This is a genomic window from Rufibacter aurantiacus (assembly GCF_017916345.1).
Taxonomy (GTDB): Bacteria; Bacteroidota; Bacteroidia; order Cytophagales; family Hymenobacteraceae; genus Nibribacter; species Nibribacter roseolus.
On the sequence record NZ_JAFMSV010000003.1, the window covers coordinates 971,310 to 986,927 of the forward strand.

Consider the following 15,618-nt stretch of genomic DNA (forward strand, 5'->3'; position numbering starts at 1 on the left):
CAGGAAAGCCTGTTCCCCTAGGGGAGCAGGCTTTCCTGTTTATAGGCCGTTTCTGTAAAACCAATCTAAAAATATTTACCTACGAAGGCTAGTTTAAAGGAGGATTCCCGAAATTTGACCTTACATGTCATCTACTACTTCCCTTTCTTTTTTACCCGATTTATCGGTCAAAGAAGCCTTGCCGCGGCTGCTCACCGCTTTGGAAACCAACTCCCGCGCTGTTCTGGAGGCTCCGCCCGGCGCTGGTAAAACCACCCTGGTTCCCCTGGCGCTGTTGGAGGCAGATTGGCGCGCCGGAGGCAAGATCATCATGCTGGAGCCGCGCAGGCTGGCTGCCCGGGCCGCGGCCCAACGCATGTCTGACCTGCTGGGCGAGGAAGTGGGCCAGACGGTGGGGTATTGGGTACGGATGGAGCACATAGTGTCGCAGCACACCCGCATTGAGGTAGTCACCGAGGGTATTCTCACGCGTCTGCTCCAGAGCGATCCGGCCCTGGAAGGGGTAGCAGCCATCATCTTCGATGAATTCCATGAGCGTAGCCTCCAGGCCGATGTGGGGCTGGCCCTGTCCTTGGATGCCCAGTCCGTGCTCCGACCCGATCTACGGCTCCTGGTCATGAGCGCCACCCTTGATGCCACCACCGTGGCCAACTGGTTGGAAGCGCCCGTGGTCAAAAGCGAAGGCCGCCAGTTCCCCGTGGGGACGCACTACCTCTCCCCCGCTGAGATGGCTTCTGCCGGACAAAGACCCGCCGAGCGTTTAGCGAACCTTTTACCCAAATCCATCAGAAAAGCCCTGGACCAGGAACCGGAGGGTGATGTGTTGGTTTTCCTGCCCGGTATGGGCGAGATGCGGCGCGTGGCCCAGGCCCTGGAAGGAAAACTGGCCTCCACCATTGACCTGCACCTGCTGCACGGTGACTTGAACCTTACCCAGCAATTGGCCGCTATCCGGCCGGCTCCTGCGGGCCGAAGGAAGATTGTGCTGGCCACCAGCATCGCGGAGACCAGTTTGACCATTGAGGGCGTGAAGGTGGTGATTGACGGCGGATTCGCGCGCGTTCCCAAGTTCGTGCCGCGCATAGGGCTTACCACGTTGGCCACCATTGCGGTCTCACGGGCCGCCGCCGATCAGCGCCGCGGCCGGGCCGGTCGTCTGGGGCCGGGCGTCTGCTATCGCATGTGGTCCTCCGCCGACCAGCTTCAACTCGCCGACCGGCAAACGCCCGAAATCTGCGAGGCAGACTTGACGGGTCTGGCTCTGGAACTGTCTATTTGGGGCGCCCAGGAAGCCACAGACCTGAAGTGGCTGGACACCCCGCCCGCCGCCGCGCTTTCCCTCGCCCGCGACCTGTTGGTGCGCCTGGAAGCCCTGGATAAATCTGGCAAAGCTACCGCTCACGGGAAAGCCCTGGCCGCACTGGGGCTTTCCCCGCGGTTGGGCCATCTTGTAGTGCGCGGCCAAGCCCTGGGTTTGGGCGCCACCGCCTGCGATCTGGCCGCCCTGCTCTCGGACCGTGACATCCTCAAACCCATGCAGATTTCCTTTGCAGATCCGCTGCCAGACCTTACCCTGCGCTTGGAACTGCTGGACGGCCAGTCGCCTCCCACTCCAGGGTATACCGTGGATGTGAACACCGTGCGCAAGATTAGGGAGCAGGCCCAGAACCTGCGTCAGCGTATTAAAACCAAAAGAACGCCGCCTGATTACGGCGCCATCGGGCTTCTCACCGCTTTGGCTTACCCAGACCGTCTGGCCCAGCGGGAAACTTCCGGCCGCATCCGGCTCATCTCGGGGCAGCGTGCCTCGCTGCAGACTGAGCTGTTTGGCGAGGCCGAGTTCTACGCCATTGCACATCTGGAACTGGGCACCCGGCCCCGGGTTTTGTCGGCGGTCGCCGTGACCAAAGAAGAGTTGCTCACCCATTTCTCAGGCCAGTTGGAGCGGGTGGAGGAAGTACGCTGGGACGCGGCAACGGAGAAAGTCATCGCCCGGCAGATCACGCGCATGGGCGCCTTGACCCTGGAAGAATCAACAGTGCAGAACCCAAACCAGGAACTGGTGGCGCAGGCGCTGCTGCAGGCCCTGAAAGAAAAAGGAATTGAGCGGATGCCGTGGTCTGAGGAAGCGCAGAAAACCCGCCAGCGGCTGGCGTTTCTGCACCAGCTTTCGCCAGACAAGTGGCCGGATGTCTCGGAAGAAGTTCTGGAGGCGACGATGGAGGAATGGCTGTTGCCGCACCTGTTGGGTCTACGCACCCTGGAGCAAGTAACCAAATTGGATTTCAAGGAGATCCTGCTCGCGGACCTTTCCTGGGGCCAGCGCCAGGAGATGGATCGCTTGGCGCCGTCACACTTGGAGGTGCCTAGTGGCTCCCGCATCGGGTTGAATTACGAGAATCCAACTACTCCGGTGCTGGCCGTGCGGCTGCAGGAGGTTTTCGGGATGCTGGACACCCCGCGGATTGGCGGCGGCAAGGTGCCGGTACTCATGCACCTGCTTTCGCCGGCCTCGCGCCCGGTGCAGGTCACGCGGGACCTGAGAAGCTTCTGGACTACCGGCTACTTCGATGTCAGGAAAGATCTGAGAGGTCGTTATCCCAAACACTTCTGGCCAGATGACCCACTTTCGGCGGTACCCACCAGGGGCACGAAGAAACGCCCTCAGCCTTAATTTTTAAGGCTATAGGAAAGGAGTAGGTTTAAATTAATAGCAGGCATTTTAGTCCTATTTTTATCAAAACAGCCTTAAAAAGAAAAGGGGAAACCGAAGCTTCCCCTTTTCTTTTTTGAAATCTACCGGAAATTAGTGTCCGGCGTTTCTGATCTCGGCGTTAGCACCTGCCGGACGGTTAGGACCGTCTTTCTCGCCGTCAGAGCCTTTTACTTTTACAAGTTTGTTGTAAAGACCCAACAGCAGGAATGGCGCAGGCCATTGACCCACAAACAGTGCTTCGTCATCTTTTTTCATCACTTTGAGGGTAGCCGATACGGCCATAGACCCAAGGGCAGCCCACAAAAACAGATCTGAAGGCAACTTGGCAGTATACTCTTCAATAGTACGAGCTACTGGTCCTTCTTTATGGTCTGGGTTAAAGTTGTCGGCTTTTTCTTTCAAGTTTGATACGTCCATAGTAGTATTTTGATTATAATATGTGGTACATGGATATCAAAACGTAGGAAGTATTTCTAGGGTTGGCAAAAATACGCAAGAAGTGAAATAGCCTACCATGGAATGGTTTACTTTTCGCTTGTAATTCACCCTTGTAGAGGCGCAATTTTCATGCGCTAAGTACAACGCGGAACTAGAAACTTATGGAATTCAAGCTGCTCAAGAGAGCATGACATAATGCATTTTCTCAGGCTCTTCAAATGGGGATGATGTGTGGTTTTGGCGCGCTTCCTTGTCAAGACATAAAGAGACCAAATGCAGCCATTACCCATCTCTGAAATCACCAGAACAAACGCAAGCCCCTTTCAGGCCCGTTTTCCTGAAATCAGCTTAGAAACAGTTTGTCAGCCTTTGGCTAAAACAATTCTAGCGACAGTTGCTGGACTTGTTTTTTGGTTTGCATGGGCGATACCACCGGTGCGGGGCTGTAAACCACAGGGGCGCCATCAATGACATAAACGGGCGTTTCCTCATAGCGCGAGGCCACCACCACCTGGGTGCCATCGGCGTGGGTGGTAAATAGTTCCTTTACCAGGTTGGGGCAGTTGTTGTCTTTGGAAAGGTGGCCCAGCAGCACGTGGCTCATGAACTGGGGTTTGTAGCCGGTGAACAGGTTCAGCGCCTGCCGGTTAGAGAGGTGTCCGTGGTTGCCCTTTATCCTGGCCTTGAGGTAATACGGGTAACGGCCGCGCTCCAGCATGTCCTCGTCATAATTGGTCTCCAGGAAAGCCGCGTGGCAAACCTGAAATTGCTTGATGACGTGGTCACAGGGAGAACCGATGTCGGTGAAAACGCCCACGTTGATGCCGTTGCCGGAAATGATAAAACTATGCGGATCTGCCGCATCGTGGTACTTAGGGAACCCTGTAACAGTAAGGTTGCCTATCTGCACTCCCTCGTAGGCCTGGAAAGATCTCACCAACCGGTAATCTAGCCCGAAGCGCAGGTTCTGCAGGGTGGCCGGCGTAATGTAGACGGGAATCTGGTATTTCTTGGCTAGCACCGGCAGACCTTTGATGTGGTCTGAATGCTCGTGCGAAATAAAGATGGCTTTTACTTTCTCCATGGACAAACCCAGCCGCCGCATGCGTCCCTCGGTTTCGCGGCAAGAAATGCCCGCATCCACCAACACTGCCTCCTGCTCGTTACCAATGTAATAGCAGTTCCCGTTACTCCCCGATGCCAACGACGTAATGTACAAACCCATAGAGCTACAAAATTACGGTAAGTTTTGCTTAATCTCCACCCTGCCTGCTCAAACTGATAATCTAACCCAAACAGAAGAGGTTTATACTTAACATAAATACTAAGCTAAGAACAAGGCTTCTTACGCCAATCCATCCTTTTCAGAGATTATCACAGTTTAGGAAAGCGCTTCATCTGAGCCTCAGGATGTATGGAGCTGCTTCTGATAAAGAAATCACGACCGTTGAGAACAGGCAATAGGAATCGGTAACAGCCATGCAACTGACCAGCTAAAAACAGGAAATTCGTTTCAAGCCGCTTTTCATAAAAGCAGCCTGAAAACAATTGAGAGATTTTGCCGATCTACTCAGGTTGGCTAGAACGGCGGGGAAGCAGAATCGGGTCCAGCACAATGCGTTCTGGGGTGGTGCCGTAGAAATCTTTGTTCCCAATGAGCTTCAGAAACAGATGCGCAGTCTCCTCCCCCATTCTAATGGTCTGCTGGTCCACAGTAGAAAGCGATGGCGTCACAAACGCCCCAAAGGCCTCGTTCGCGAAGCCCATGACGCCCATCTGCTGAGGCACTTTGATGCCTCTTTCCAGTAGCACCTGCAAAGCGCCCATGGCGGTGTAATCCTCGGCGGCGAAAACGGCGTCAAAGTCTTTTTCCTTTTCCAGCAGGCGCGTGACAGATTCTTTTCCGAACTCCAGTGAAAGCCTGCCTTTGCAGATCATATCCTCATTCATGGACAAGTCATACTTCTCTAAGGCATCGCGGTAGCCCCGGAAACGCTCCTTGAAAATGGTGAGGTTCTGGTCTGAGGTGAAATGCGCAATGTGCTTGTACCCCTCCTTGATGAGGTGCTCGGTAGCCACAAAGCCGGCCTGGTAGTCGTTGATGGTCACGGAGGGCACCGGCAGCTCGTTTATTGCGCGGTCAAAAAACAACAGGGGCACCTGCCGCTTGCTGATCTGCTCGTAGAACTCGCGGCCCTCTATTTCCCCGGATACCGAGGAAATGATACCATCTACCCGGGCCTGCAGGAAGGTCTCAATCCCCTTCTGCTCCTGCTTCAATGACTCACCGGTCTGGTACAGCAGCATGCTGTAGCCGTTCTCATTCATGACCTTCTCAATGCCGTGCACCACCGAGCTGAAGAAACTGGTATCCAAACTGGGCACAATGATCCCAATGACGTTGGTGCGCCCCGAGCGCAGGGAAGAAGCGAGTTTGTTCTGCTGGTAGTTCAGGCGTTTGGCAGTTTCCAGCACCGCTGCTTTGGTGGCGGCACTGATGGCCGGATGGTCATTGAGGGCTCGCGCCACCGTGGAGAACGTTACGTCCAGCTCCCGCGCAATGTCATGTATGGTTGTTTTCTTCAATGTTTCAGCTGTGTGAACCCAAAATTACTGAGTTGGCGGTAAAGTCCTTAAAGCTATCCTATTTTCTTTTCATTTTTAGCACGTTTTAGCTTAAACAGGCTCAAAATATCCAAGCTTAAAAGCTTCTCTTTGCCATAAACTAAATCAGCCTGAAACTAAATAGTTAAAGGTAAGAAGGTTACCAGTTTTCATTTTCTCATTTTATTTGAGCTAAGACAAGGTTTTTTTCACAAAATTTGAAGGTTTCTGCTTCTCATATTTCCTATTCTCAGTTTTTTCGCTTAAAATTATGCCAACGTTGGCATTTAATGATGGAATAGGAATTCTGAACTGCTTTCCCCCTTGCCCTCGTATAGAACAGATGTTATTGAAATAAAGCCCTTTATGCTCCTATTAGGTATAGACGTAGGTACCTCCTCCATTAAAGTATCAGTGGTGGATGCGGCCACTCAGAAGTGTCTGGCTTCGGCGCAGTTTCCAGAAACTGAGTCCAAAATCAACTCCCTGCAACCGGGCTGGGCTGAGCAGGCCCCCGAGATGTGGTGGGAGCATACCCAGGCCGCCATCCAGAAAGCCAACGCCTCCGGCGCCTACCATCCTGAGGACATAGGAGCCATTGGTATTGCTTACCAGATGCACGGTTTGGTGGTAGTGGACGAGAACCAGGAGGTATTGCGCCAGTCCATCATCTGGTGCGACAGCCGCGCGGTTCCCTACGGACAGAAAGCCCTGGAGCACATTGGACAGGAACAGAGCCTGGCGCGCCTGCTTAACTCACCGGGTAACTTCACCGCCGCCAAATTGGCCTGGGTAAAGGAAAACGAGCCCGAAACGTTCAGCAGAATCCACAAGATCATGCTGCCCGGCGATTACATCGCCATGAAACTGACCGGCGAGATCACCACCAGCGTATCTGCCTTGTCTGAGGGTATCTTCTGGGATTTCCAGAAAGATGAGGTGTCTGCCGATGTCATGAACTTCTTCGGGTTCAGCCCGGAGATCATCCCGGCGGTGAAGCCTTTGTTTTCCTCGCACGGCGAGGTGAAACCTGAGGTTGCTTCTTCCCTGAGATTGAAAGCCGGAATTCCGGTAGCCTATAAATCGGGCGACCAGCCCAACAACGCGCTTTCTTTGAACGTGCTCAACCCCGGCGAGGTAGCGGCCACGGCTGGCACCTCGGGCGTGATCTACGGCGTGAGCGACCAGTTGGTGTATGACCCGCAGTCCCGCGTGAACACCTTTGCGCACGTGAACTACACGCCCCAATCAAAACGCGTGGGCGTACTCATGAACATCAACGGCACTGGCATCATGAACAGCTGGGTAAAGGAAAACATGGGCCACGGCCTCTCCTACCCCCAGATGAACGAAGAAGCCCTGAAAACACCGGTTGGGAGCAACGGCCTGCGTATCTTCCCTTTCGGGAACGGGGCCGAGCGCGTGTTCAACAACCGCATCATCGGGGCGCAGTTTCATCACCTGGATTTTAACCTGCATTCCAAGGCGCACGTGTTCCGGGCGGTGCAGGAAGGCATTGCCTTCACTTTCCGCTACGGACTGGACATCATGCGCGAGAACGGCATGAACCCGCAGGTCATCAGGGCGGGTAACGCCAACATGTTCCTGAGCCCGCTCTTCGCGGAGGCTTTCGTGAACGCCACGCACGTACCGGTGGAACTTTACCAGAACGATGGCAGCGTGGGTGCGGCCTTAGGCGCCGGCATCGGGGCCCAGGTGTTCGCCTCGGCCCAGGAAGCCTTCAGCCGCTTTGAGCGCCTGAAAGTGATTGAGCCTACCCAGACCGATGCCTACGAAAACGCGTACCAAGACTGGAAAGCCCTCTTACTAAAACAACTGAGTAACTAATTTTCAACACCATACATCCAAATATTATGGCAAATCACACTCTAGTAGACACAGAATACTTTAAAGGAATTGGACAGATAAAGTTTGAAGGTCCGGAGACTGACAACCCGTTGGCGTACCGCTGGTATGACGAGAACCGTGTAGTGGCGGGCAAAACCCTGAAAGAGCATCTTAAGTTTTCAGTGGCCTATTGGCACTCGTTCAACGCAAACGGCTCTGATCCATTCGGAGGCCCAACGTTGAACTTCGCCTGGGACCAGAGTTCAGATGTGATTGAGCGCGCCAAAGCCAAAATGGATGCCGCGTTTGAGTTCATCTCTAAATTAGGAATGCCTTATTACTGCTTCCATGATGTAGACGTGGTAGACTTTGGCAATGACGTTCTGGAGAACGAGCGTCGTCTGCAGACCATGGTGGAATACGCGAAGCAGAAACAAGCCGAAACCGGCATTAAACTGCTGTGGGGAACTGCCAATGTGTTCTCGCACGAGCGTTACATGAACGGTGCCTCTACCAACCCAGATTTCCATGTGTTAACGCACGCGGCTGCGCAGGTGAAAGGTGCGTTGGATGCCACTATTGCTTTGGGTGGTGAAAACTACGTATTCTGGGGAGGTCGTGAAGGTTACATGACCCTGCTGAACACCAACATGAAACGCGAGCAAGAGCACCTGGCCCGCTTCCTGCACTCAGCCAAAGACTACGCCCGTGCCCAAGGCTTCAAAGGTACGTTCTTCATTGAGCCTAAGCCTATGGAACCAACCAAGCACCAGTACGACTATGACTGCGCTACCGTGATCGGGTTCCTGCGTCAGCACGATTTATTAGGTGATTTCAAAATCAACATCGAGGTAAACCACGCTACTCTGGCCGGCCACACCTTCCAGCACGAGCTGCAGGTTGCCGCCGATGCCGGTGTACTGGGTTCTGTAGATGCCAACCGCGGTGACTACCAGAACGGCTGGGATACCGACCAATTCCCGAACAACCTGAACGAACTGACCGAATCCATGCTGATCTTCCTGGAGGCCGGTGGCCTGCAAGGCGGCGGCGTGAACTTCGACGCTAAAATCAGAAGAAACTCCACTGACCCGGCTGACCTGTTCTACGCGCACATCGGGGGTGCCGATACTTTCGCCCGCGCCCTGATCACCGCTGACAACATCATGCAGAACTCTGACTACCTGAAAGTACGCCAGGAGCGCTACGCTTCTTTTGACAGCGGCAAAGGCAAGGAGTTTGAGCAAGGCAAATTGTCACTGGAAGACCTGCGCGACTACGCTATTGAGCAAGGTGAGCCAACCCTGCAAAGCGGCCGTCAGGAGTACCTGGAGAACCTGATCAACAGATTCATCTAATCTGGTTATAAGAATTGATTCTTGCCGCCTAGGCGGCAGAGGAATAAGCGCTACCCCCTGATTAAACTAAAAGAGAATGATAAAACCTGCTACTCCGGTAGCCAGATTCATCCTTCCCGCTTAGAGTTGTCTTGTCAACACTCCAGTTGTTTTTTCATGTAATGCATACTAAAAAAGGCTGTCTCCCATGGGGGCAGCCTTTTTACTTTTAAGGCCAGTTTAGGGGAAATGGCTGGTGTGGCGGTAAGGGGTAGGCTTTTGTAATTGGATGATAAGAATTGGCAAATTGTTACTGAATTGGCCCAACCCACCACTACCCCTCCCATGAGGCGAATTTTCTTTCTGGTAAATCTCTTTGTAGATCTCTTTCTTTAAGTTCTCTGGTTTAAGTTTTCAACTTGGACCTAAAATGACCTGAAGTTTGCAACTCCAGTGAGGCTGAAAGCCTCAAACCAGCAGTTTCTTAAAAGCCACTGTAAAGAACTAAACCTATCGCTTCCCGCAGCCGGAAATCACAAAGTATAGCCAGTAGCCATATTATTTTGCCTTCATTAAAATCTCCAAAGGCCTCGCTCAAAGGTTTCCTTTTTCAGCCCTGATTTTCAAAAAACAGGCGCAAAATAGTTTGGATTCGCAAAAAAATCGGGCCCTGATGGAGCCCGATTTCATTATCATCTAACTAAGATCATTTACCTTTTGCCCTGTGAACAGAAAGGTATGCTTTCGTTCTGAACCAGGGCTATCGGAATAAACTACGCTTGTTCCTGCATGATTTCTTTCATCTTCTCAGCATCGGCCACGAACTTGGCCAGGCCGCTGGCGGTGAGCGGATGGTTCAGAAGACCCAGGATTGGCTCCAACGGACAGGTGCACACGTGCGCACCGGCCTCGGCACACTTCACAATGTGCAGGGAGCTGCGGATAGAAGCCGCCAGGATCTGCGTCTCATAGCCTTGGATGGCATAGATGTTGGCAATCTGAGTGATCAGTTCAACACCGTCCCAACCGATGTCATCCACGCGACCCAGGAAGGGCGACACGTAAGTAGCACCGGCTTTGGCGGCCAGAATAGCCTGTCCAGCAGAGAACACCAGCGTACAGTTGGTTTTAATGCCTTTGTCAGAGAAATATTTTATGGCTTTCAAGCCGTCTTTGATCATAGGTACTTTCACCACAATGTTGGGGTGAAGCGCCGCCAAGGTCTCGCCCTCCTCTACCATTGAGTCAAAATCAGTGGAAAGTACCTCGGCGCTGATATCACCGTCCACAATCTCGCAGATGGCTTTGTAATGGTCCAGGGTAGCTTGCTCCCCTTTGATGCCTTCTTTGGCCATTAGGGATGGGTTAGTGGTTACTCCGTCCAGGATACCCAAGTCGTGGGCTTCTTTGATGTGGGCCAAATTAGCCGTGTCAATGAAAAACTTCATAGCAAATGGTTTTAGGTTTCTTTCTTTAAATCAGGCTGAAAACAGCCGGTCTGGCACTGTGATGGGGAACTGCTTCTTGCTAAAAAACAGTATAATTGTATTTATGACAATTATACAAGTATTCTGCCACACCTCCAACAAAACAGAGACCTATTTCCCTCTAATACGGCGTTTTACACAAGGAAGGTATTCCAAAGCTGGCATCTTTGCCTTCGGAGCCGGGATGGTAAAAGAAAGCCTTATCTACAGACGGTTCCCTTGCCATAATTAGCCTGTATGTCCGAGATAAAGCGACAAAACTCGGTGCCTCCTGAGTAACTAATTACTTTTCTGTAGTGTCTCCCTCAGCTGAGCCACTAAGAGTAAAATGCTTACAAAGCATAGAGACCCTACCAGTGTACTATAGTCTGTTAGAATGAGACGCAACTATGCTTTTAATGCACACCTATTTAACATACTTTTTAATCTGATGACATTCTCCAATCTGGTTCAGACTTGGTTTTAGAAAAGGAGCCTTAAAACAGGAAGTAAAGGCGGTGCGGGCTGAAGTCAGGTACATTGTACTGAGGTTGATTTCACCGTTATTGGCCCGGACGCTCGCAGGACCTCCGGACGCTGCGAGGTCTTTTAAGCTAACTGTAACATGGTAGCCAGCAGTAACTCCCCTCCTATCTCAAGAGGGATGCCCGAAGGGCGGAGTGGTATAGGTGGTCCTAAAAGCTTCAGCCGATATTGTAGCCAGACTCAACAAACAACAGATTACCATTACCAAAACTGTTTCGGGCCTGTTTTCTGCAAAACAGCCTCGAAAAGGAATTACTTTGCCTGCTTGGCTGATAGATTGGCACTCTCTGGTGGTCCCAGGTAGCTGGGCTTCAGCCCTCCGGCATCTATCACGATTTTCTGCAACACAATACCTGAATCTACCATCCAGAATTTGAGCACGTGCTCGCCGGGTTTGGTTAACTGGTGCTTGGAGATGGTCAGGTTAATGTTGTTGGCCACGTTCCTGTTCCAGTCACGCTCAGACTTATCGGCGTGGATGTTGATGATCTGCGGCTTTTCATCATCAAAGGAAATGGCGTAGCGCAAGCCTTGGGTGTTGTGGAAGTTGAGGGTGGGCGATACCATCACCTGCACGGTCACCTCCCCGCCTTTTTGCAGGTGTACTTTGTACTGCAGGTGCGGACTGTTTCCGGCTGGGGTTTGGCTTGGCGCGGTCACCGGCATGGTGGTCACCGCCGAGGCAGTACGGCCAAGGTCCGGTATTAACTGCCATTGCACGCCGTTGCCATTCACGGCCTGGGTGTAGTGTTCTGCGTCTATGGAGATGTAGCCGTTGCTCTCCACAAATCCTTCTGAGGCGTTGGCGGCGGTCAACGCTGGTTCTACGGTTGCCTGTACCGTCACAGCTTTACCTTTCGGACCGGTGATGGTCAGGGAGGCACGTTGCGGACCGGCCGGAACATTGGCCCAGTCTACAATCACCCACAGGCGCTGCTCTTTGGCTACGGTTCCTTTCTCCTGCGATACTTTCAGCCAAGGGGCACTTGATTTAATGGAATAGTCAAACGGTTGCTGGCCGCGGTTGAAGATATCCAGGTAATGGCCTTGTTTCTGGTACTGCGAGAAGGCCGGGAGTACGGGAGCTTCTTTCGCCTGAGGCCACCAGGCCGTGGAGCCTTCTACGGTCACGCCCATGTCCGCGGCGGTGGGTACCGAGAGTTGTTTCACCTCCGGCATCACGTCTTTTTCGGGTTGCTGCCAGTAAGTGTAGCTGATGTGCGTTTGTGACATCATGTGGTTCCACTTCCCGCCCGAGATGTTCTTGTGGTAATACTGCGTGAGCTCGGCATCTTTCTCAAACAGGCGCTTCACTTTGGCCGCCAATTCATTAGTGGTGTTGCGGCCCTGAGCGGCATATAGGCGGTTTAGGCCGGTGGTTTCGTGCAACTCGTTCAGGTTCGCGCAGGCTTTGATGGGGAACAAAATCAGTTGGTAGTAGGCATCTCGATATTCAGCGGGCAACAGGCCATTGATGCGCTCGGCTTCCTGGGCCAGGCGGTTGTAATCGGCTACCACTCTTTCGGCTTCCTGGTAATTGGTGAGGCTGTAGGTATCGGGGGCCAATAGCTCGGGTTTGCGGCGGCTGTTGTACTTGGCGTATCTGGAGAGCAGTTGCGCAATGGCGGGGGCGTACTCCGCCCCGAATTGACGCTCGGTCCATAGGCGGGTGTACTCTTCCAGGCGCTCGGCGGGCCATTTCTCCGGGTTCCAGGCGTAATCCAGGAAAAACTCGGTAGGGAATTCCATGGGTTTGATGTCGCCCACGTTCACAATCCAGATGCGGTCGGCTTTGTGCTGGTAGGCCAGGTGCATCTGCTCCCAGATCCGGGGAATCGGGTTCGTGTTGAGCCATTTGTAGTTCCTCGGGCCGCCCACGTAGTCAAAGTGGTAGTAGATGCCGTAGCCGCCGGAGTGCTGTTTTTCGCCCGGTTTGGGCAGTTTGCGGATGTTTCCCCAGTTGTCATCGGCCAACAATAACGTCACATCATCAGGAACGCGCATGCCTTTGTCATAGTAGTCCTGCACCTCTTTGTACAGCGCCCACAGCTGAGGCGTTTGGGAGGCGTCTTTGCCGGTCACTTCAGAAATGATTTTCCGCTGATCGGCCACAATTTTTTCCAACAACCCGATGTTGCTTTCCTCGCTCATGGGCTCGTCGCCGTCGCCGCGCATGCCCACGGTCACGATGTTCTCAAAGCCGTTCATGCGTTTGATGCCGCCGGTCCAGAACTCGCGCAGTTTCTCGGCGTTAGTGTTGTAGTTCCAGGGTCCTCCCCCGTTCCGGCGCCACTCGTCGTGGGCGCGGGCGAGCGGCTCATGGTGCGAGGTGCCCATCACCACGCCGTACAAATCGGCGGTTTGCGGGTTGATCTTGTCATCGTCGCTGAAGGCGCTGCCCCACATGGCGGGCCACAGGTAGTTGCCCTTCATGCGCAGAATCAGCTCAAACACCTTCTCATAGAATTTGTGATTGAACCCACCGAACTGCTCTTTCGCCCAGTTGGACAGCGCCGGAGCCTCATCGTTGATGAAGATGCCGCGGTATTTCACGGCGGGCGTTCCTTTGGTGTGACGGCCCTCCTGCACGTACAGATTCTCCTGCTGCTTTACCGGCACATCGGCCCACCAGTACCACGGCGTCACGCCAATCTGTTGGGACACGTCATAGATGCCGTAGATGGTGCCGCGTTTGTCGCTGCCCACAATCACCAGGGCCTCGTCCACGCCTTTCATGGGTTTCTGCACGGTCTGCACCACAAAGGTTTCCCACTTGCCGGCCAGGTCTTTCACGTCAAGCTTCTTGCTTTTCACCAGCTGGTCAATGAGCGGGCTTTTGCCCAAAGTACCCACCAGTACCAGGGTCTTTGACTTGGGCGCTTTTTTTCCAATGGTCAATTCCGGCTGGGCCTTGGTTACGCGCTGCACATCGGCCTGCAGGTCTTTCAGGGCCCTGATCACCCCCGGAAAATCAGCATCGCTCACAAAGAAAGGCGCAGGTTTTCCGGCCTGGGCCAGCGGAAAGGCATTGCCCTTCTTCTGCCCCGAAACATACGACACATCATCCAGGGCGAAGGCCGCCGGCACAAGGCCAAAGGTGATCAGAAACAGGAACAGCATGCGCAGACTGGCCGTTTTTCTAATCCAAGTTTCTGAGGTGTTTTTGGTAAAAGAGAGGTGATTCATGCGGGGATCATTCATTTATGAGGGAAAGTAATTCTTGGCGTTGTAGTAGCAGATGTCCTGCACCATCTTCCCTATCCAGGGGAGGTCGTTAGGTAAGAGGCCGCGCTCCATTTCGTTGCCCAGCAGGTTACACAGTAATCGTCGGAAATACTCGTGCCGGGAATAGCTCAGGAAACTGCGCGAGTCGGTGAGCATGCCAACGAAACAGCTCAGGAGGCCCATGTTGGAGAGCGCATCCAGCTGCTGGGTCATTCCGTCCAGGTTGTCCAGGAACCACCACGCCGAGCCGAACTGCATCTTTCCTTTGATGCCGCCGCCCTGGAAGTTCCCGATCATGGTGGCGAAGGCCGCGTTATCGGCGGGGTTAAGGTTGTAGATAATGGTTTTGGTGAGGCAGTTCTCCTTTTCCAGCTGGTTGAAAAAGGCCGACATGTTCTGGATCTGCCTGTAATCCCCGATAGAGTCATACCCGGTATCGGGGCCGTTCACCTGCAGCATGCGGCTGTTGTTGTTTCTGATAGCGCCCACGTGAAATTGCTGCACCCAGCCCTTGCGGAAGTACATGCGGCACAGTTCCAGAAGAAGAAACGCGGTGAACGCCTCCTGGTGCTGCGCCGCTTCCCCGTCTTTCCCTGCCAGCACATCCAGGAAAACATCCTCTAAATAGGCAGTTGACGCCGGAAGAGACGGCAGGCATACCAAACCGTGGTCCGAGATGCGGCAGCCGTGCTCATGGAAATACTGCACCCGTTTCTCCAGCACCTCCAGCAGCGTATCCAGGTTGAAGATCTCCGTGCCCGCCACATTGGCCAGTAACCGGATGTAGTCCCTGAAAGAATCTCCGCCTGAGAGATTGAACACCTTATCTGGCCGGAAAGATGGCAGCACTTTCGTTTTGAAGCCGTTTTCTGCTAATTGACGGTGAAACGCCAGGTCATCCGTGGGGTCATCGGTGGTGCCCACCATCTCCACGTTGAAGTGCGTGAGCAGGCCCTGCGGCGTGAACTCGGGTTTTTGGAGCAGCGCGTTGCAGTGCGCGTACACCTCGCCCGCGTTCCGCTCAGAAAGTAGCTCGTTTACCCCGAAAGGGTTCTTCAGCTCCATGTGCGTCCAGTGAAAGAGCGGGTTGCGCAGCGTGTAAGGTACGGCCTCGGCCCATTTCAGGAACTTCTCCTCGTCTGGGGCATCGCCGGTGATGTATCTTTCCTCAATGCCCAGGGTGCGCAGGGCCCGCCACTTGTAATGGTCCCCGGCCAGCCAGATGCTGGTGAGGTTGGGGTAGTTCTGGTTCAGGGCAATGGCCTCCGGCGAGAGATGGCAATGGTAATCAATGATGGGCAAGCCTTTGGCGTAGCCGTGGTACAATTCCTTAGCCGAGCGGGTCTGCAACAGAAAATCCTCCTGCAGGAAAGGCCCGGCAGGAGGTGAAACATTGCGGGAAGAATCTATAGATGATTGGATTGCACTCTCCTGCATG

9 protein-coding genes are annotated in these 15,618 nt (G+C 53.6%); 3 read left to right on the plus strand and 6 right to left on the minus strand.

Going from position 1 to position 15,618, the window contains the following annotated elements; translation table 11 throughout:
• The first annotated feature begins 124 nt into the window (after positions 1-124).
• The gene (gene hrpB / locus J3P34_RS14535) at positions 125-2,674 is read left to right on the plus strand and encodes an ATP-dependent helicase HrpB (protein ID WP_210489368.1); all 2,550 of its coding nucleotides are present in this window, start codon (positions 125-127) and stop codon (positions 2,672-2,674) included.
• 132 nt (positions 2,675-2,806) lie between these two features.
• On the opposite strand, the gene J3P34_RS14540 is transcribed toward hrpB, so the two are convergent.
• From J3P34_RS14540 to J3P34_RS14550, 3 genes are all read right to left on the minus strand, one after another.
• The gene (locus J3P34_RS14540; protein WP_210465344.1) at positions 2,807-3,133 is read right to left on the minus strand and encodes a hypothetical protein; all 327 of its coding nucleotides are present in this window, start codon (positions 3,131-3,133) and stop codon (positions 2,807-2,809) included.
• A 394-nt stretch (positions 3,134-3,527) separates the two neighbouring features.
• Entirely contained in the window at positions 3,528-4,379 is an 852-nt protein-coding gene (locus J3P34_RS14545) for an MBL fold metallo-hydrolase (protein WP_210489369.1), read from the minus strand.
• A gap of 341 nt (positions 4,380-4,720) precedes the next feature.
• A complete protein-coding gene (locus J3P34_RS14550) occupies positions 4,721-5,740 on the minus strand; it encodes a LacI family DNA-binding transcriptional regulator (protein ID WP_210489370.1) in 1,020 nt (339 codons plus the stop codon).
• A 384-nt stretch (positions 5,741-6,124) separates the two neighbouring features.
• Here J3P34_RS14550 and J3P34_RS14555 point away from each other — a divergent pair, with 384 nt between their 5' ends.
• Both J3P34_RS14555 and xylA read left to right on the plus strand, forming a co-directional pair.
• Positions 6,125-7,606 carry a xylulokinase gene (locus J3P34_RS14555; RefSeq protein ID WP_210489371.1) on the plus strand — a complete coding sequence of 494 codons (1,482 nt, stop codon included), beginning with the start codon at positions 6,125-6,127 and terminating at the stop codon, positions 7,604-7,606.
• A gap of 26 nt (positions 7,607-7,632) precedes the next feature.
• On the plus strand, positions 7,633-8,964 hold the full coding sequence (gene xylA / locus J3P34_RS14560) for a xylose isomerase (protein WP_210489372.1): 1,332 nt from the start codon (positions 7,633-7,635) through the stop codon (positions 8,962-8,964).
• A gap of 752 nt (positions 8,965-9,716) precedes the next feature.
• Here the strand turns inward: xylA and fsa are convergent.
• The 3 genes from fsa to uxaC form a co-directional block, all read right to left on the minus strand.
• Positions 9,717-10,391 (minus strand): fructose-6-phosphate aldolase, encoded by a 675-nt coding sequence (gene fsa, locus J3P34_RS14565; protein WP_210465349.1) that lies wholly within the window; start codon positions 10,389-10,391, stop codon positions 9,717-9,719.
• A gap of 816 nt (positions 10,392-11,207) precedes the next feature.
• Positions 11,208-14,141, minus strand: coding sequence for a glycosyl hydrolase 115 family protein (locus J3P34_RS14570; RefSeq protein WP_246853713.1), 2,934 nt, complete (start codon positions 14,139-14,141; stop codon positions 11,208-11,210).
• A 15-nt stretch (positions 14,142-14,156) separates the two neighbouring features.
• Positions 14,157-15,617 carry a glucuronate isomerase gene (gene uxaC, locus J3P34_RS14575; RefSeq protein ID WP_210489373.1) on the minus strand — a complete coding sequence of 487 codons (1,461 nt, stop codon included), beginning with the start codon at positions 15,615-15,617 and terminating at the stop codon, positions 14,157-14,159.
• Position 15,618: the final 1 nt, after the last annotated feature.